Source organism: Paraburkholderia graminis (assembly GCF_003330785.1).
GTDB lineage: Bacteria > Pseudomonadota > Gammaproteobacteria > Burkholderiales > Burkholderiaceae > Paraburkholderia > Paraburkholderia graminis.
In genome coordinates, this window is record NZ_CP024934.1 from 342,464 (window position 1) to 360,470 (window position 18,007).

An 18,007-nucleotide genomic window follows, 5' to 3' on the forward strand; every position below is an offset into this window, starting at 1 on the left:
TCCGCGGCGACGTCGGGCGGGCATTGCCGTATTTCGGTAAACTGCCGGGATCATGTCCGCCTCTCCGGTTTCTTCATCTCTATTGCCCGCCGCGGCGCCGCTCACGCTGCGCTGGCGCGGCAACGAACCCTACGAAGCCAGTTTCGAAGCGATGCGCGCGTTCACCGACGCGCGCACCGCCGATACATCCGACGAAATCTGGCTGGTCGAACATCCGCCCGTCTTCACGCTTGGCCAGGCCGGCGATCCCGCGCACCTGCTGGCTGCCGACAGCGGCATCCCGCTCGTGAGAGTGGACCGCGGCGGCCAGATCACGTATCACGGCCCCGGCCAGGTGGTGGCCTATCTGCTGCTCGATCTGCGGCGCCGCAAACTGATGGTCCGCGAGATGGTCACGCGGATCGAGCAGGCCGTGATCGACACCCTTGCGGCGTATAATCTCGCCGGAGAACGCAAGGCGGGCGCGCCCGGCATTTATGTCGCGCCCGGGCCGCAGGCCGGCTTGCATGCCGGCGCGAAGATTGCCGCGCTGGGCCTCAAAATCCGCAACGGCTGCAGCTATCACGGCGTCAGCCTGAACGTGAAAATGGATTTACGGCCGTTTCTGGCCATCAACCCTTGCGGCTACGCGGGGCTCGAAACAGTCGACATGGCAACGCTCGGCGTTGCGGCCGGCTGGGACGACGTGGCCCGCACCCTTGCAGCACGCCTCACCGCAAACCTCGACGGCAGTCCCGCGGCCGTCGACCAACCGCAGGCCGGTGCGCTCACCGCCTGACTGGATCGAACGAATGACTGACGTTACCGCGAACCTCGCAGCTTCTCCCGCGCCCGAAGGCGTGCCGGCATCCGCTGCTGCCTACGACGCCACGGCGAAGCAGAAGGCTCAAGCCAAAACCGCCCGTATTCCCATCAAGATTGTTCCGATTGAAAAGCTCAAGAAGCCGGACTGGATTCGCGTCAAAGCGGCAACCGGCAACTCGCGCTTCTACGAAATCAAGCAGATCTTGCGCGAGCACAACCTGCATACGGTGTGCGAGGAAGCAAGCTGCCCGAATATCGGCGAATGCTTCGGCAAGGGCACCGCGACCTTCATGATCATGGGCGACAAGTGCACGCGGCGCTGCCCGTTCTGCGACGTCGGACACGGCCGTCCCGATCCGCTCGATGCGGACGAGCCCGCGAACCTCGCGCGCACCATCGCCGCGTTGAAGCTCAAGTACGTCGTGATCACCAGCGTGGATCGCGACGATCTGCGCGACGGCGGCGCGGCGCACTTCGTGGAATGTATCCGTCAGACGCGCGAACTGTCGCCTGACACGCGCATCGAAATTCTGACGCCGGATTTCCGTGGACGTCTCGACCGCGCGCTCGGCATTCTGAACGCCGCTCCGCCCGACGTGATGAATCACAACCTCGAGACCGTGCCGCGTCTGTATAAGGAAGCCCGGCCGGGTTCGGACTACGCGCATTCGCTGAAGCTGCTCAAGGACTTCAAGGCACTGCATCGGGACGTCGCAACCAAGTCAGGTCTGATGGTGGGCCTCGGCGAAACCGAAGAAGAGATCTTGCAGGTCATGCGCGATCTGCGTGAGCACGACGTGGACATGCTCACCATCGGTCAGTATTTGCAGCCTTCCGAACACCATCTGCCGGTGCGTTCTTATGTGCACCCGGACACCTTTAAGATGTACGAGGAAGAAGCGTACAAGATGGGCTTCACGCACGCAGCAGTGGGCGCGATGGTGCGCTCCAGCTACCACGCCGATTTGCAGGCGCATGGAGCCGGCGTGGTGTAAGCGCCTCGCGCTTTGCTCCGGCAGTTTGAAGAGTGCCCGCACATGCTGCGGGCATTTTTATTCGCGGTAGGCAAGACGCAAAACGCAAAACGCAAAACGCGAAACGCCGGCCCGCGAGCGCGGCGACTGCGGCGCGCTACCGGTAGTACCGCGCGAGCAACATGCAAACGGATGCGAGCGTGCCGCCGACTATCGAAAACGGAATCGTGAATGCGATAAAGCGGTCGCGCACAGCCGGATTTTCGATGACGTAGTCGATGAGATTGGGCATGTGAGTTCTCCGGTAAGCGTGAGCAAAAAGTATATCTGATCACGTTAAATTTAGTTAGGTTAACGAATAATGAGATGCGGCGAATGACGCGGCGACCACAGCGGTCATGACGAGTGATGGCCACATCAGCGTTCCTTCCTGCTTGCCGTCACGGCGCCGATAGCCAGGGCGGCGTGTGGAATCCGCCGCGCCGAACGAAACCAGAATCGACGCGACGACGATAAAGCCGACGTACCACAACAAGCCCGCCAGCACCAGCGCAAGTGTGCCGCGCGTCGGTGCATCGCCCAGCGCGCATCCGATCTCGTAGCAGGCGCTTGCGCACATCGAAATGACGACCCATAAAAGTTGTCCGTCGCGTATCGATCGGGCGGCAATTCCCTTCGACGTCTGTCGATACGAGCGCGAGAAACTGAGAAGCGGCAGCAGCGCAATTGGACCCAGCGCGGGTACGCCGATATTGAAAAAGAGCCAGCTCGAGCGGCTAAGAAATTCGATCATGAAAGAGGGCAGGCGATGAAGACTCACGCATCATCCCGAACGCATCCTACAAGCGTCAATCAGCCGAATGGCCAGCTTGTTTTAAGGCATCGCAATCGCGCATCATGTGCGGAAGCCGGCGCACTGAGCGTTCGAGCAGCGGCTCGCAACCAACGCAACGTGAAAAGCAATGCTCGAACAGCGTGATTTGCAATCGCGGATTTGTTAGAACCGCATAAGGGCAAACTCCCTATAGTCGAAAGCCTCCCAGACAACATCCGCTACAAGGGGCTTTTGATGAACCGTCTCCGCCGTCCGCTCGCCGCGTTTGCGACGCTGCTTGCCCTGTCCGCGCTGTTCGCTTCCACCGCGCGCGCCGACGCCAAAGAAGTCGTGATTGCGTATCAGGACATGGTGGTGCCGTGGCGCTATGCGCAGGCAACCGGTGAGGTAGAAAAGGCGACGGGCTACAAGGTCACGTATCGCAAACTCGGCAGCGGCGCCGACGTGATTCGCGCGCTCGCCTCAGGCTCGGTGCAACTGGGCGAGGCCGGATCGAGCCCGATCGCGGCGGGCTTGTCGCAAGGTGTCGACATTTCGTTGTTCTGGATTCTGGACAACATCAACGACGCCGAAGCGCTCGTCGCGCGCGACGGCTCGAATGTCGCGAGCATCGCTGCCCTGAAGGGCAAGAAAATCGGCGTGCCGTTCGTGTCGACGTCGCATTTTCATACGCTCGTGGCGCTGCAGAGCGCGGGCGTGAATCCGTCGGATGTGAAGATCGTCAATCTGCGTCCGCCTGAAGTCGCGGCCGCGTGGGAGCGTGGCGACATCGACGCAACGTATATCTGGGACCCGGTGCTCGCGAAGGTCAAGAAGAACGGCAAGGTGCTCATTACTTCGGGCCAGATCGCGCAGCAAACCGGCAAGGCGACGTTCGACGGATTCGTCGTCGATCGCAAGTTCGCGAAGGACAACGCGGAGTTCGTGGCGCGCTTCGTGAAGGTGCTGGCCGCCAACGACGCGAGTTATCGCGATCACGCATCGGCGTGGACAGCGGCCTCGCCGCAAGTCCAGGCCGTCGCCAAAGAGTCCGGCGCGAACGCGCAGGAAGTGCCGGCGAGCCTCGCGCTCTATGCGTTCCCGACGCCGGCGCAGCAGGCGTCGAATGCGTGGCTTGGCGGCGGCGCGCAATCGGGCGCGGCGAAGTCGCTTGCGGCAACGGCTGCGTTCCTGAAAACGCAGGGCACGATTCAGAACGTGCTGGCCGATTATTCGGCTGGCGTCGATCCGCGGTTCGTGCAGCGCGCGGCGCAATGACCGCCGCATGAGGCTTCACGTGAGCATGACGAGGTCCGCCGATGAGCGCTCTTGAAATCCGCCGATTGCGCGTCGCCTACGAAGGCGCGCGCGGCGCGGCGCCGCAACTCGCGCTCGACGACGTCGATCTGCATATCGAAAGCGGCGAGTTCGTCGTTGCATTGGGCGCGTCCGGTTGCGGCAAGACGACTTTGCTCAACTGCATCGCCGGCTTCGTTTCGCCGACGCAAGGCGAGGTGCGGTTAAACGGCGAGCGCGTCGTCGGACCCGGCGTGGATCGAGGCGTGGTCTTTCAGAAGTACGCGCTGATGCCGTGGCTTAACGTGCTCGACAACGTCGCGCTCGGTCTGCGTTTTCAGCGCGTGCCGAAGGCGCAGCGCGAGCGCGTCGCGCGTGACATGCTTGCGTTGGTCGGGCTCGAGAAGCACGCGCATTCGCGCGTTCATGCGCTCTCCGGCGGCATGCAGCAGCGCGTCGGCATTGCTCGCGCGCTGGCGAGCGATCCGCAAGTGCTGCTGATGGACGAACCGATGGGCGCGCTCGACGCCATGACGCGCGAGTCGATGCAGGAACTCGTCTTGGATGTTTGGGGGCGCACGCACAAGACGGTGTTCTTCATCACGCACAGCGTCGAGGAAGCGCTTTTTCTCGCGACGCGTCTTGTCGTGATGACGCCAGGTCCCGGCCGCATCGCCGAGAGCTACGAGTTGCCGTTCGCGCGGCGCTTTCTGAAGACGCGCGATGCGCGCGCGGTCAAGTCGTCGGCGGAATTCATCGAATGGCGCGAGCGGCTGGTGCGGCACCTGCATCGGCGCAACGAGGAAGAGGTGAGTTCATGACGGCTTCGCGCGACTCATTGGCCGATGTGCGGCTGGCCGACGCCGCGCAAGGCGAGCGGCGTCGAACGCGGCCGCCGAAAGCCTGGCGTCTGCCGGGCGAAGGGCCGACTGCCGCGCTTAGCGCGGCGTCGGTGGCGGGGCTCGCGGCGCTCTGGTGGGTGGCCACGCATCTGCACTGGCTGCCTCCGCTCTTTCTGCCGACACCGGAAGCCGTGTGGGCGGCTTTCGTCGATGCATCGCGCGGACACATTCAGGGCGGCTTGCCGCTCGCGCAGCATCTCGCGTGGAGTGCGCTGCGCGTGTTCGGCGCGTTCGCACTGGCTGCGCTTACCGCGGTGCCGGTCGGCATTCTGATGGGCGTGAGCCGCGTCGCGCGCGGTCTGCTCGATCCGCCGCTCGAGTTTTATCGACCGCTTCCTCCACTCGCTTATTTGCCGCTGGTCGTGATCTGGTTTGGTATCGACGAAACGGCGAAGATCGTCGTCATCTATCTTGCCTGCTTCGCACCGATCGCGATGGCGGCGCGCGCCGGCGTGCGCAGTGCGACGACCGAGCAGATTCATGCGGCGTATTCGCTCGGCGGCAGCTTCGGTCAGGTCGTGCGTCACGTTGTATTGCCGGCTGCGCTGCCGGAGATTCTGACCGGTCTGCGGATTGCAATCGGCTTCGGCTGGACGACGCTGGTTGCCGCCGAAATGGTCGCGGCCACCGCCGGGCTCGGTCAGATGGTGCTCAACGCGTCGAGCTTTCTGCGCACCGATGTCGTGGTGATGGGCATCGTGCTGATCGGCTTGATCGCGTGGGTGTTCGACCTGGGCATGCGCGCGCTTGAGCGGTGGCTCGTGCCGTGGAAGGGCCGGGCTTAACAACCCCGCATATGCGTTGAACGGCGCGCCACCGCGTGCGCTATGCAAAAAGCTCAATCACCGGCCAACCCCGCTCGTTCGCGATCGCACGCAAGCGCGCATCGGGATTCGTCGCGACAGGATGCGTGACGCGTTCGAGCAAGGGGACGTCGTTGATCGAATCGCTATAAAACCAGCTCTGCGGAAAATCGTGCAAGCGGTGACCGAGCGACGCCAGCCAGTTCTCGGTGCGCGTGATTTTGCCTTCGCGGAAAGTCGGAATGCCGACCGACGCGCCCGTGAAGCGCGCGAGCGGATCGCCGCCCTCGGTGCCGAGCTCGATTCCAAGCAGATGCTCGAAGCCGAGCGCCTTGCCGATCGGCGCGGTCACGAACACATTCGTCGCCGTGACGATGCAGCACAGGTCGCCCGCGTCCCTGTGACGTTGCACGAGCTCGCGCGCGGCCGGCAGGATGGCGGGCGCGATCACCTCCTGCATGAAGCGCGCGTGCCAGAGGTCGAGTTGCTCGCGCGAATGGCGAGCGAGCGGCGCCAGGGTGCGCTCCAGATAGGCCGCCATGTCGAGCGTGCCGGCCACGTATTGCCGGTAATACTCGTCGATGTCCTGCGCGTGCCGCGCCGCGCCGTCTATTCCGAGTCCGGCGACAAAGTGCGCCCATGCCTGATCGCTGTCGAGCGGCAGCAGCGTATGGTCCAGGTCGAACAGCGCGAGATTGCGGCTCATCCGGTTGTCCTCGTGATCAGGTGACCAAAGCGTTAGCGGCATACGGTTGATATGAGCACGACGTGCGCAGCAAAAAGCCGCCACGCCGCGCTCGACATCGTTGCGCGAGCGTATATTTAAAAGCACAAAATTACAATAAGGCAAAAATGTGCAACACTACTGTCATACGCCCCGGATGCCGTGCGCGGCATGCGGTTCCGGTTACGGCAGCAGAGAACGAGTGCGCAGTGCCTTATGTTGATTCTCCTTAACCTTCTCGCAGGCGTGGCACTGCTCGTGTGGGGCTCGCATATCGTGCGCACGGGCATCCTTCGCGTGCTGGGCGCCGATCTGCGCGGCGTGCTCGGGCGCAGCACGCGCAACCGCTGGCGCGCGTTTCTGTCCGGCGTCGGCGTGACGAGTCTCGTACAGAGCAGCAACGCGACCGCGGTCATCCTCATGTCGTTCGCGGCCCAAGGGCTGTTGCCGCTCACCAGCGGGCTCGCCATCATGCTCGGCGCCGACGTCGGCACGGCGCTAATGGCGCGGGTTCTCACACTCGATCTCTCGTGGTTGTCGCCCATCCTTATCCTGTTCGGCGTGCCGCTCTTTCTGTCCCGCAAGCAAACACGCGCCGGTCAGGTCGGCCGTACGCTGATCGGTCTCGGGTTGATCCTGCTCGCACTGCATCTGATCGTCGAGGCCGCGCAGCCGATGATGCAAGGCGCCGGCGTGCGCGTGATGTTCGGCGCATTGACGGGCGACACGATGCTCGACGCGCTGGTGGGCGCCGCGTTCGCCGTCCTGTCGTACTCGAGCCTGGCAGCGGTGCTGCTCACGGCGACGCTCGCGTCGTCGGGCGTGATTTCGTTGAAGGTGGCGCTGTGCCTTGTGATCGGCGCGAATCTCGGCAGCGGTCTCGTCGCCTTGCTCGGCGCGGCCGCGCAGAATTCGGCGGCGCGGCGTCTTGCGCTCGGCAGCTTCACGTTCAAGCTCGCGGGCGCGTTGCTGATCCTGCCGTTCGCGTCCTTGCTCGCGCGCTGGCTGCCGATGCTGATCGCCAATCCTCGCGAAGCCACGGTCGGCTTTCACCTGATCTACAACGCGCTGCGCTGCGGCGTATGCCTGTCGCTGATCGATCCGGTCGCGCGTATCTGCGAGCGGGTGCTGCCCGACCGGCCGATGCCGAATGGCGAACTGCGGCCACTGCATCTCGATGCAGCCGCGCTGTCCACGCCGACGCTCGCGCTTGCCAATGCCGCGCGCGAAGTGCTGCGTATCGGCGACATCGTGCGGACCATGCTCGACAATGTGGCCGAGCTGATTCATCACAACCGTCTCGACAAGGCGCGCGAAACGGTTCGTATGGACGACGACGTCGACGAACTGTACGCCGCGGTCAAGAACTACCTCACGCTGATTTCACGCGAGCAGCTTGACGAAGCCGATAGCCGCCGTTGGACCGACATCATTTCGCTGACCATCAACCTCGAGCACGCGGGCGACATCATCGAGCGGATCGTGGGCGACATCGAAGAGAAAAAGATCGCGCACCGGCTGTCGTTTTCCGAAGAAGGGCTCGGCGAACTGGACGATTTGCAGACGCGGCTCGTCAGCAATCTGCAGCTTGGCTTGTCCGTGTTCCTTAATAACGATCTGCGTTGCGCCGAGCGGCTTCTCGCCGAGAAAGAGCGCTTTCGCGATCTGGAGCGCGCGTATTCGTATCGACATCTGGATCGACTCGCCGGGCAGACGCTGCGCAGCATCGAAACCAGCGCGCTGCATCTCGATCTGATCAGCGACATGAAGCGGCTCAATTCGCTGTTTTGCTCGACGGCTTATCCGGTTCTGGATGCCGCGGGCGCGCTGCACGACACGCGCTTGCGCAAGCGTGTGCTCGATACCATGCATGTGAAGGAATGAATCGCGAAGCGCGGCAATGCGCGTGAAGCTTTACGCGTCGCGCTTCACGCCAGCACCACTTCTTCCAGCTTCTTTTTCAGCGCACCGAAATCAGCCGCATCCGCGGCCTTTTTATTGGTGACGAGCACGTCGATCTGCTCAACGGGGCAATACGAAATCCGGCTGCGCTGCCCGATCTTGCTGTAGTCGGCGAGGATCACCACACGGTCCGCATTCGCGACCATCGCGCGCGCCACTTCGGTTTCGGCGTGATCGTAATTCGTCGCGCCATGCCGGTGGTCGATGCCGACCGGCGACAGCAGCGCGAGGTCCGCGCGATACCGCTGAATGTCGAGCACGGTGGTCGCGCCGGTGGTCGCCATTGCGCGGTCGCTGATCGTGCCGCCGAGCAGAATCACTTCGTTGCCGGCTGCCGACTGCTCGGCCGCTCCGCGCATTTTCAACGCGACGTCGATTGAATTCGTGACGATGGTCAGATTCGCGAGCTTCGCGAGTTCCTCGGCGAGCGCGGCGGTCGTCGTGCCCGCGTCGATAAAAAGCGTCTGGCCGCTCGCAATCAACCCGATTGCCGCTTTGGCAATGGCCGTTTTCGATTTGACGCGCATGTGGGCGCGCTCGGCGATCGGCGCTTCGTCGGCGGGTTTGATCGCGCCGCCGTGCACACGCCGCAGTTCACCGAGCGCTTCGAGATCGAGCAGGTCGCGCCGCACGGTTTCGCGCGACACGCCCAGGTCCGCCATGATCCGTTCGGTCGACACTCTATGGAGCGTCGACAATAACGCGCGTATTCTCTGATGACGGTCTTCCTGCCACATGCATTTTCCTTGGATGCGAAGGCGCTCGCACAACGTGTTTCGACTGACGACATCGTGGAAATGAATGTGTGTCGAGACGATGTCAAGCGTACTACTTCAGCCGGATTGTGTTGTATTTTTTTGGTAGCTTGCAAGTTTGTGTATTTGACTTTAGCCTTCGCAAATCGAAGCGCCGCCTGATTCGAACATCGAATCGTCGAAGGCAAAGTTAATCTGTGCTTTCGCGCATTGTCATGGCGTTTTTTGACAAGACCTTTGGCGTCGGCGCGCGGCGAAACGCGCTTATTCTGAGTGAAAGGTGACGGGACGTGGCAAACGGGATCGATCGTGCATCACCTGCAGACTGGCCGTATCCGCCGCTCGTCGCGCATCGCTGCGGCGGCACGCTTGCGCCGGAGAACACGTTAGCGGGCTTCGACGCCTGCGTGCGTTACGGTTACCGCATGGTCGAATTCGACGCCAAGCTTTCCGTCGACAACCAGCTTTTCCTGCTGCACGACGACACGCTCGAGCGCACCACCAACGGGTATGGCGCGGCGGCGGTCTACACATGGGCGCAGCTTGCGTTGCTCGATGCCGGCGCCTGGTACGGGCCGCAATTCGCGGGCACGCGTTTGCCGACGCTCGCCGATGCGGCCGCGCGTTGCGCGCGCGATGGCATCGCGGCGAACATCGAGATCAAACCCTGTCCTGGCCGCGATGAGATCACCGGCCAGCTCGTCGCGAGCGCCGCGCTCGAGTTGTGGAAAGACCAGACGCCGCCGCTGCTGTCGTCGTTTTCTTTCGACGCGCTCGCGGCCGCGCGCGACGCCGCGCCTTCATTGCGGCGCGGCATGCTGTTCGAGGAAGTGCCCGCGGACTGGCTGCGTATCGTGCGCGAACTGGACTGCGTGTCCTTGCACGCGAGCCACCTTTATCTGACCGAACCGCTCGTCGCGGAAATTCGCGCGGCCGGCTTGCATGTACTCGCTTACACCGTCAACGATCCCGCGCGCGCCGAATTGCTCGCGCAATGGGGCGTCGACATGATTTGTACAGATCGCATCGATAAGCTGTCGCACGACATGCTTTGAGCGCCGCAGCCGGCGCGGGCATGGCGTGGGCGCGCAAGCACGAAAGCACGAAAGCACAAGCGGACGAGTGCGAGCGAGCTGTGCCCTTGAAGTCGAACCAGCAACTTTCCAAACGCAACAACTTCGGCAGAGGATGGGGAAAACTATGAACCGCACCGTGTTAGCTCGGATACTTTCGATGTCGGCCGTCGCGGGTGTCGCCGCCGTTGGCGCGAGCAGCGCATCGGCCGCGCCGCTCGACGCATTGATCGCCGCCGCGAAGCAGGAAGGCCAGCTCACCGTGATCGCATTGCCGCACGACTGGTGCAACTACGGGCAACTCGTCGCGGGTTTCCAGAAGAAGTACGGCATCAAGATCAACGAGCTGAATCCGGACGCGGGCTCGGGCGACGAAGTGGAAGCCATCAAGGCGAACAAGGGCAACAAAGGTCCGCAAGCGCCCGACGTGATCGACGTGGGTCTGTCGTTCGGTCCGACCGCGAAGGCCGACGGGCTGCTGCAACCGTACAAGGTGTCGTCGTGGAACTCGATTCCGAAGGAGTCGAAAGATCCGGACGGCTACTGGTACGGCGATTACTACGGCGTGCTTGCGTTCGAAGTCAACGCCGACATGATCGACAAGGCGCCGTCCGACTGGAGCGATCTGCTCAAGTCCGATTACAAGAACGCCGTGTCGCTCGCGGGCGATCCGCGCTCGGCGAATCAGGCGATCCAGGCCGTCTATGCGGCGGGCTTGTCGCAAAGCAAGGGCGACGCGGCGAAGGCGGATAAAGCCGGCCTCAAGTATTTCGCGGACCTGAACAAGAGCGGCAACTTCGTGCCGGTGATCGGCAAGGCGGCATCGCTTGCGCAAGGGACGACGCCGATCGTCGTCCGTTGGGATTACAACGCGTTGGCCGATCGCGATACGCTGAAGGGCAACCCGAAGGTGCAGGTCGTGATTCCGAAAACGGGCGTCGTCGCAGGCGTCTATGTTCAGGCAATTAGCGCCTACGCGCCGCATCCGAACGCGGCGAAGCTGTGGATGGAGTACCTCTATTCCGACGAAGGCCAGCTTGGCTGGCTGGCCGGCTATTGCCATCCGATGCGCTACAACGAACTCGTGGCCGCGAAGAAAGTGCCGCAAGCGTTGCTCGACAAATTGCCGCCGCCGTCGTCGTATAAGAACGTGGTGTTCCCGACGCTTCAGCAGCAGGACGCGTACAAGGAAACCATCACGAAGCATTGGGACGAAGTGGTCGGCGCGAACGTCAAGTAAGCGCAGCTTTAGAAAGCGCGAAGTCATGTGTGCGCCGCGGCGCCGTTCGCAAAGAGCGGCGTTTGCGGCGTTAGTCATCAAGCCCAAAGGTGAGCTATGAGCGCTTCATCGGATGCTGGATCGGTGCCGCCGGATCTGCTGGTGCCGCCCGTGCCCACGCCGACGCCGCGCGTCGACGGACCGGGCCGCGCGTCGCAGATGCTTGCGTGGATCGGCGTCGTGCCGTTCTTCACGTTCGCGCTGCTGTTCCTGATTCTGCCGACCGGCTTTCTGATGATCGGCGCGTTCCAGGACGCGCAAGGCCACTTCACGCTCGCCAATCTGCGTGATCTGTTTCAGCCGTCGATACTCGACGCCTACTGGATCAGCTTCAAGGTGAGCGCGGCGTCCGCGGCGGGCGGCGCGCTGATCGGCTCGCTGCTCGCGTGGGCGGCGGTGCAGGGCAAGCTGCCCGGCTGGATTCGTCCGACGTTGATGACATTCTCGGGCGTCGCGTCGAACTTCGCGGGCGTGCCGCTCGCGTTCGCGTTCATCTGCACGCTGGGGCGCGTCGGGCTCGTCACGGTGCTGCTGAAGAAATACCTCGGCTTCAATCTTTACTCGACGGGCTTCAGCATTCTCAGCTTCTCGGGGCTCACGCTGACCTACCTGTACTTCCAGATTCCGTTGATGGTGCTGATCGTCACCCCCGCGCTCGACGGCCTGAAGCGCGAATGGCGCGAAGCATGCGATTGCCTCGGCGGCACCGCGTATCAATACTGGCGCCACGTCGCGTTGCCCGTGTTGTGGCCTAGCGTGCTGGGCGCGACGCTGCTGCTCTTTGCCAATGCGTTCGGTGCGGTGGCCACGGCTTACGCGCTGACGGGCAGCTCGCTGAACATCGTGCCGATCCTGCTGTTTGCACAAATACGCGGGGACGTCATGCATAACCAGAACCTCGGCTACGCGCTCGCGCTCGGCATGGTGCTCGTGACGGGGCTCTCGAATGGCGGCTACATCTGGCTGCGTTCGCGCGCCGAAAGGGGCCGTCGATGAAAAGCCAATCCCGCGTCGGAGCGTGGACCGCGACGGTGATCGGTTCGCTGTACTTCCTGATCCCGCTGATCGCCACGTTCGAATTCAGCTTGCGGATGAAACGCGGCACCTACAGCTTCGAGGCGTATAGCGTCGTGCTGAGCGATCCGCGCTTTCAGGCGTCGTTCGGCTATTCCATTCTGATGGCGCTGCTGACGATCGTCGTCGGCATATTGCTGGTGGTGCCGACCGCTTACTGGGTGCAATTGCGCTTGCCGAGGCTGCGGCCGGTCGTCGAATTCATCACGCTGCTGCCGCTCGTCGTGCCGGCTATCGTGATCGTGTTCGGCTATCTGCGCATCTACAACAGCAGTTCGATTCTGCCGCTCACGAGCAACGAGCGCGCGACCGATCTGCTGCTCGTATTCGGCTACGTGACGCTCTCCTTGCCCTACATGTACCGCGCGGTCGATGCGGGCCTGCGCGCCGTGGACGTCCGCTCGCTCACCGAAGCCGCCGAATGTCTCGGCGCGAACTGGCCGACCATTCTGTTCAAGGTGATCTTTCCGAATATCCGCTCGGGCATTCTGTCCGGCGCCTTTCTCACCTTTGCGGTCGTGATCGGCGAGTTCACGCTCGCGAGCCTGCTCGACCGTCCCGCATTCGGTCCGTATCTGCAACTGATCGGCGCGAACCGCGCGTATGAGCCCTCGGCGCTGGCGATTATCGCGTTCATGATTACGTGGGCGTCGATGGGATTGATACAGGTGTTCGGCTCGGCCCGCGCGTTGAGCGGCCAGAAAATCTGACGCACTGAGGCAGCGAACCATGGCATTTCTCGAGATAGAAAATCTGCACAAGTCCTTCGCGTCGAACATCGCGCTGCATCACTTCGACATGAAAATCGAGCGCGGCGAGTTCGTTACGTTCCTCGGACCGTCCGGTTGCGGCAAGACGACCGTGCTGCGCATGATCGCCGGATTCGAGACGCCGACGCGCGGCATTATCCGGCTCGACAACAAGGACGTCACGCATCTGCGCACGCGGCAGCGCAAGGTCGGCATGGTGTTCCAGTCGTATGCGCTCTTTCCAAACATGACGGTGGCCGAGAACATCGGCTTTGGGCTAAAGATCACGCATCGGCCGCAGGCAGAGATCAATCAGCGCGTCGAAGAGATGCTGCATCTGATCAAGCTGCCGCAGCTCGGCGGGCGTTATCCGTGGCAACTGTCGGGCGGTCAGCAGCAGCGCGTGGCACTCGCTCGCGCGCTCGCGGGCAAGCCGCAGGTATTGCTGCTCGACGAGCCGCTGTCCGCGCTCGACGCAAAAATCCGCATCTCGTTGCGGCAGGACATTCGCGCGTTGCAGCGCGAACTCGGCATCACGTCGATTTTCGTCACGCACGATCAGGAAGAGGCGTTGTCCATTTCCGACCGCATCGTCGTGATGAACGAGGGTCGCGTCGAACAGATCGGCTCGCCATCGGAAATCTACAACTATCCGCGCACGCGTTTTGTCGCGTCGTTCGTCGGCACGCTCAATATTCTGGCCGGGCATGTGATCGATCCGGCGACGGGCAAGATGGCCGTGGACGGTCAGGAGCTCATCACCACGCAGCAACTTCCTTCCGCCGATGCCGGCAAGAAGCGCCTGCTCGCGCTGCGTCCCGAAGCGATCGTGCTCGAACCTGCGGCGCCCGGCCGCAACACGCTGAATGCGACCGTCGAAGAAGTGAATTTTCTCGGCGCGGTAGTGCGCATCAGAACGCGTGTAAAAGACGCAGTGATTTCGCTCGACGTATTCAACGACCCGAATCGCGGTTTACCCGAAAGAGGGCAGCCCGTGTCGCTCGGCTTTTCGCACGACAACCTGCTGGTGCTCGAAGAAGGCAACGCCTGACAATCCGCCAAAGCCCGCCAACGCCCGCCGAAGCCCGCCCGCAAAGGCTTCGGGTTTTCCCGAGGGTTTGCGCGGCGGCGAGTCCGGGTTTCCCGACGCCGCTCGTCCGGATTTCCGGAATCCCGGAACGCGCGCGCCAGGTCTTACGCGCAAACCCATAAGAATCAAGGGTATGTCTTAGGCATCAAGCTGGCATCGACCTTGCAAAATAGATAACGCGGCCGCAACGGTCCGACAACTAAAGCAAGGAGACAACGATGTCTGATTTCCCTTCCCGGTATTTCTGAATTCGTCGTCTTGTCGCGGCCTAATGCCGTGCAGAGGCGACGTTCATTCGTTCGCATGATGCGCAGCGTGGCAGGCCATGGGCTCACCCACATCGCAGGAAACATCGTGAAGAAACCTATCCACAAAGTGCTGTACGTCCAGGTGATCGTGGCGATCATCATCGGTATCGCGCTCGGCCATTTCTATCCGACCTTCGCCGTCGACATGAAGCCGCTCGGCGATGCGTTCATCAAGCTCATCAAGATGGTGATCGGACCGATCATCTTCTGTACGGTCGTGACCGGCATCGCCGGCATGGAAGACATGAAGAAGGTCGGGCGCGTCGGCGGCAAGGCGCTGCTGTACTTCGAAATCGTCTCGACGTTCGCACTGCTGCTCGGCCTGGCGGCGACGCACCTGCTGCGGCCGGGCGTCGGCTTCAACGTCGATCCGGCTACGCTGAACGGCAAGGAAGTCGCATCGTATGCCGCGAAGGCGCACGGTCAGACGACCGTCGACTTCCTGATGCACATCATTCCGGACACGCTCGTGTCGGCATTCTCGCAAGGCGAAATCCTGCAGATCCTGCTGATCGCGCTGCTGTTCGGGGCGGTGCTCGCGCACATCGGCGAACGCGGCAAGCCGGTGACGAGCTTTATCGAAAGCCTGTCGAGCATCCTCTTCGGCATGGTCGGCATCATCACGAAGCTCGCGCCGATCGGCGCATTCGGCGCGATGGCGTTCACCATCGGCAAGTACGGCATCGGCTCGCTGCTGCCGATGCTCAAGCTGATCGGCACGTTCTATCTGACCGCGATCGTGTTCGTGGTGGTGGTGCTCGGCGCGATTGCGCGTGCGGTGGGCTTCAATATCCTGCGCTTCATCGCGTACATCAAGGAAGAGATGCTGATCGTGCTCGGCACGAGCTCGTCCGAAGCCGCGTTGCCGCAACTCATGCTGAAGCTCGAAAAGCTCGGCTGCTCGCGTTCGGTGGTGGGCCTCGTCGTGCCGACCGGTTATTCGTTCAACCTCGACGGCACCAACATCTACATGACGATGGCCGTGCTGTTCATCGCCCAGGCGACGAACACCGACCTCACGTGGACGCAGCAGCTCACGCTGCTCGCGGTGACGATGCTGACCTCGAAGGGCGCGAGCGGCGTGACCGGCGCGGGCTTCATCACGCTGGCCGCGACGCTTGCCGTGGTGCCGACCATTCCGCTGTCGGGCATGGTGCTGATTCTCGGCATCGACCGCTTCATGAGCGAATGCCGTGCGCTGACCAACATCGTCGGCAATGGCGTGGCGACCGTCGTGGTGTCGGCATGGGAAAAGGAACTGGACCGCAGCAAGCTGGAAGCGGCGCTGCGCGGCGATGTGCCGGTCGACGAACCGGCCAGCGTCTAAGCCGGACGTCGTCGGGCATCGCCTGAAATAGCGTGATGTTTGCGGCCGCGGACACCAGCCCATGCAACCGGTGAACGCGCGCCCAACCCCAGTGCCGTCGGCCGGGGAAGCGCAGGCCGACGGCGCTTCGCCTTATGCCACAATATCCGATCCCACCCGACCGGATAGTGCCAACGTGACCCGCCGCCTGCTGATTCTCTTCGCGCTCGTCGCCGGGCTCGTTGCGGCGTGCGGGCTCACCTATAGCGTCGCGTGGCAAAGCGGCATCGACAGCTTGCGGTTGAATGCCGCGGGGCGCGTCGACCGGACCGCGAGTTCGCTCAAGAGCACGCTCGAGCGCTACGAATCGCTGCCGTATCTGCTCGCCGAACATCCGATCGTGCAGGACGTGCTGGTCGATCCGTCGCCGGCCAACGTCGAGCGCGCGAATCTCTATCTCGAAGACCTGAACCGCCACGCGCGCGCGACGGTCACCTACATCATTCCGCTCGACGGCTACTGCGTGGCCGCGAGCAACTGGCAAGGGCCGGGCAGTTTCATCGGCGCGGGCTATCAGTTCCGGCCGTATTTCGTCGATGCAATCAAGGGCGGCGTGGGCCGCTTCTTCGGCATCGGCACGATCTCGCAGGCGCCGGGGTATTACATTTCGCAGCCGGTGCGGCGCGACGGCAAGATTGTCGGCGCGGCGGTCGTCAAACTCGATCTCGAATGGTTTCAGGGCTCGGACGCGTCCGAGCCGTTGCTCGTCACCGACGATCATGGCGTGATCTTTCTGTCGTCGGTGCCCGCCTGGAAATACCACACGATACGGCCGCTGTCGGGCCAGGTCGCCGATTCGATTTACCAGGCGCGTCAATATGCGCAGCAGCCGATCGGGCCGCTGCCGGTGACGATCGAGCGCAAGCTGGAAGGCGACGCGCAGATTGTGCGCGTGGGCGGCGGCCGCTATGCGCCGCGTTATCTCGCGTCGCGGCGCGGCATGGGCGAACCCGATTGGCATCTGATCACGATGGCGCCCGTGAGCCCCGTCGATGCCGACGCGCGCAACGCGACCATCGTCACGGGCTTCGGCTATGTGTCGCTCGTGCTGCTCGCGTTCTACTGGAGAATGCGCCGCTCGCGCGTGCGCGAGGTGATGCGCAGCCGTACGCTGTTGCAAAAGGCGTATGCCGAACTGAATCAGCGCGTCGCGGAACGCACGGCCGATCTGTCGCAGGCGAACGAGCAGTTGCAGAAGGAAGTCGCCGAGCGCACGCGCGCCGAGCAGGAACTGCGCGCCGCGCACGACGAGTTGATCCAGGCCAGCAAGCTCGCCGCGCTCGGTCAGATGGCGGCCGGCATCACGCATGAACTGAATCAGCCGCTCGCTGCGTTGCGCGGTTTTTCCGACAACACGCGCGTGCTGCTCGAGCGCGGCGATCAGGCGTCGGCGCGTGAAAATCTCGAAGCGATCGCGGCGCTCACCGAGCGCATGGGCAAGATCACGAACCAGTTGAAGCTGTTCGTCGGAAGGGCGCGGCCGCGCAGCGCGCGCGCGTCGGCTGTGCGCGCGCTGCGCAATGCGCTCGCGCTGTTGCAGAAGCGCTTTCAGGGCGTCGAACTGCAGCTTGCGCTATTCGATGTCGAAAGCGGTACGCGCACGCCGCTCGATCTTGCCGACGATCATCCCGGCCTGATCGCGCATTGCGACGATCTGCGTCTCGAACAGGTGCTGATCAATCTGCTCGGCAATGCGCTCGACGCCACCGCCGGCATGAGCGCGCCGCGTATTTCGGTGCATATCGAGGTGGCTTCGGACAATCTCTCGTTCGCGGTGGGCGACAACGGTCCAGGCATCGCCGAAGACGTGTTGCCGCGCCTGTTCGAACCTTTCTTCACCACCAAGGAAATGGGCCAGGGACTCGGTCTCGGGCTCGCGATTTCATCGTCGATCGCACGCGATTGCGGCGGCACGCTGGTGGCGCGCAACGCGCCGCAAGGCGGTGCACTCTTCGTGTTGACGCTGCGCCGCGCCCGCGTGCAGACGAGCCCTACCGCGGACCCGCTCACCACGGGTTCCTGATTCCGATGAGA

Annotated in this window: 17 protein-coding genes; 13 read left to right on the forward strand and 4 right to left on the reverse strand. The window is 63.0% G+C overall.

The annotated features are described in order from the left end of the window. Positions 1 to 52: 52 nt before the first annotated feature. Together lipB and lipA are read left to right on the forward strand one after the other, a co-directional pair. The gene (gene lipB / locus CUJ91_RS01505; protein ID WP_114155745.1) at positions 53 to 778 is read left to right on the forward strand and encodes a lipoyl(octanoyl) transferase LipB; all 726 of its coding nucleotides are present in this window, start codon (positions 53 to 55) and stop codon (positions 776 to 778) included. Between the two features lie 13 nt (positions 779 to 791). Continuing rightward, the gene (gene lipA / locus CUJ91_RS01510) at positions 792 to 1,799 is read left to right on the forward strand and encodes a lipoyl synthase (protein ID WP_114155746.1); all 1,008 of its coding nucleotides are present in this window, start codon (positions 792 to 794) and stop codon (positions 1,797 to 1,799) included. A 136-nt stretch (positions 1,800 to 1,935) separates the two neighbouring features. On the opposite strand, the gene CUJ91_RS35080 is transcribed toward lipA, so the two are convergent. Continuing rightward, positions 1,936 to 2,070, reverse strand: coding sequence for a hypothetical protein (locus tag CUJ91_RS35080; RefSeq protein ID WP_006048109.1), 135 nt, complete (start codon positions 2,068 to 2,070; stop codon positions 1,936 to 1,938). Positions 2,071 to 2,124: 54 nt separating this feature from the next. Then, positions 2,125 to 2,571, reverse strand: coding sequence for a hypothetical protein (locus CUJ91_RS01515; protein ID WP_114155747.1), 447 nt, complete (start codon positions 2,569 to 2,571; stop codon positions 2,125 to 2,127). A 276-nt stretch (positions 2,572 to 2,847) separates the two neighbouring features. Between CUJ91_RS01515 and tauA the strand changes: the two genes are divergently transcribed. From tauA to CUJ91_RS01530, 3 genes are read left to right on the forward strand one after another with little or no spacing between them, the layout of a single operon-like run. Continuing rightward, positions 2,848 to 3,870 carry a taurine ABC transporter substrate-binding protein gene (gene tauA, locus CUJ91_RS01520; protein WP_114156662.1) on the forward strand — a complete coding sequence of 341 codons (1,023 nt, stop codon included), beginning with the start codon at positions 2,848 to 2,850 and terminating at the stop codon, positions 3,868 to 3,870. Positions 3,871 to 3,911: 41 nt separating this feature from the next. Beyond that, positions 3,912 to 4,709 carry a taurine ABC transporter ATP-binding protein gene (locus tag CUJ91_RS01525; protein WP_114155748.1) on the forward strand — a complete coding sequence of 266 codons (798 nt, stop codon included), beginning with the start codon at positions 3,912 to 3,914 and terminating at the stop codon, positions 4,707 to 4,709. Beyond that, the gene (locus CUJ91_RS01530; protein ID WP_006048105.1) at positions 4,706 to 5,575 is read left to right on the forward strand and encodes an ABC transporter permease subunit; all 870 of its coding nucleotides are present in this window, start codon (positions 4,706 to 4,708) and stop codon (positions 5,573 to 5,575) included. The genes CUJ91_RS01525 and CUJ91_RS01530 overlap by 4 nt, the downstream gene beginning before the upstream one ends. A gap of 40 nt (positions 5,576 to 5,615) precedes the next feature. On the opposite strand, the gene CUJ91_RS01535 is transcribed toward CUJ91_RS01530, so the two are convergent. Then, positions 5,616 to 6,299, reverse strand: coding sequence for a histidinol-phosphatase (locus CUJ91_RS01535; protein ID WP_114155749.1), 684 nt, complete (start codon positions 6,297 to 6,299; stop codon positions 5,616 to 5,618). 234 nt (positions 6,300 to 6,533) lie between these two features. On the opposite strand from CUJ91_RS01535, the gene CUJ91_RS01540 reads away from it, so the two are divergent. After that, the gene (locus CUJ91_RS01540; RefSeq protein ID WP_006048103.1) at positions 6,534 to 8,201 is read left to right on the forward strand and encodes a Na/Pi cotransporter family protein; all 1,668 of its coding nucleotides are present in this window, start codon (positions 6,534 to 6,536) and stop codon (positions 8,199 to 8,201) included. 44 nt (positions 8,202 to 8,245) lie between these two features. On the opposite strand, the gene CUJ91_RS01545 is transcribed toward CUJ91_RS01540, so the two are convergent. Then, a complete protein-coding gene (locus tag CUJ91_RS01545; RefSeq protein WP_114155750.1) occupies positions 8,246 to 9,016 on the reverse strand; it encodes a DeoR/GlpR family DNA-binding transcription regulator in 771 nt (256 codons plus the stop codon). Positions 9,017 to 9,324: 308 nt separating this feature from the next. On the opposite strand from CUJ91_RS01545, the gene ugpQ reads away from it, so the two are divergent. From ugpQ to CUJ91_RS01580, 7 genes are all read left to right on the forward strand, one after another. Next, the gene (gene ugpQ, locus CUJ91_RS01550) at positions 9,325 to 10,089 is read left to right on the forward strand and encodes a glycerophosphodiester phosphodiesterase (RefSeq protein ID WP_006048101.1); all 765 of its coding nucleotides are present in this window, start codon (positions 9,325 to 9,327) and stop codon (positions 10,087 to 10,089) included. Between the two features lie 145 nt (positions 10,090 to 10,234). Further along, complete coding sequence (locus tag CUJ91_RS01555) at positions 10,235 to 11,347, forward strand: ABC transporter substrate-binding protein (RefSeq protein ID WP_107709275.1); 1,113 nt, start codon at positions 10,235 to 10,237, stop codon at positions 11,345 to 11,347. Between the two features lie 96 nt (positions 11,348 to 11,443). Next, a complete protein-coding gene (locus CUJ91_RS01560; protein ID WP_006048099.1) occupies positions 11,444 to 12,382 on the forward strand; it encodes an ABC transporter permease in 939 nt (312 codons plus the stop codon). After that, the gene (locus CUJ91_RS01565; protein ID WP_114155751.1) at positions 12,379 to 13,170 is read left to right on the forward strand and encodes an ABC transporter permease; all 792 of its coding nucleotides are present in this window, start codon (positions 12,379 to 12,381) and stop codon (positions 13,168 to 13,170) included. The genes CUJ91_RS01560 and CUJ91_RS01565 overlap by 4 nt, the downstream gene beginning before the upstream one ends. A gap of 19 nt (positions 13,171 to 13,189) precedes the next feature. Then, positions 13,190 to 14,260 (forward strand): ABC transporter ATP-binding protein, encoded by a 1,071-nt coding sequence (locus tag CUJ91_RS01570; RefSeq protein ID WP_006048097.1) that lies wholly within the window; start codon positions 13,190 to 13,192, stop codon positions 14,258 to 14,260. A 393-nt stretch (positions 14,261 to 14,653) separates the two neighbouring features. After that, entirely contained in the window at positions 14,654 to 15,934 is a 1,281-nt protein-coding gene (locus CUJ91_RS01575) for a dicarboxylate/amino acid:cation symporter (RefSeq protein WP_029969651.1), read from the forward strand. A 61-nt stretch (positions 15,935 to 15,995) separates the two neighbouring features. Beyond that, positions 15,996 to 17,996: a sensor histidine kinase gene (locus CUJ91_RS01580; RefSeq protein WP_114155752.1), complete on the forward strand. Its 2,001-nt coding sequence runs from the start codon at positions 15,996 to 15,998 to the stop codon at positions 17,994 to 17,996. Positions 17,997 to 18,007 lie beyond the last annotated feature (11 nt).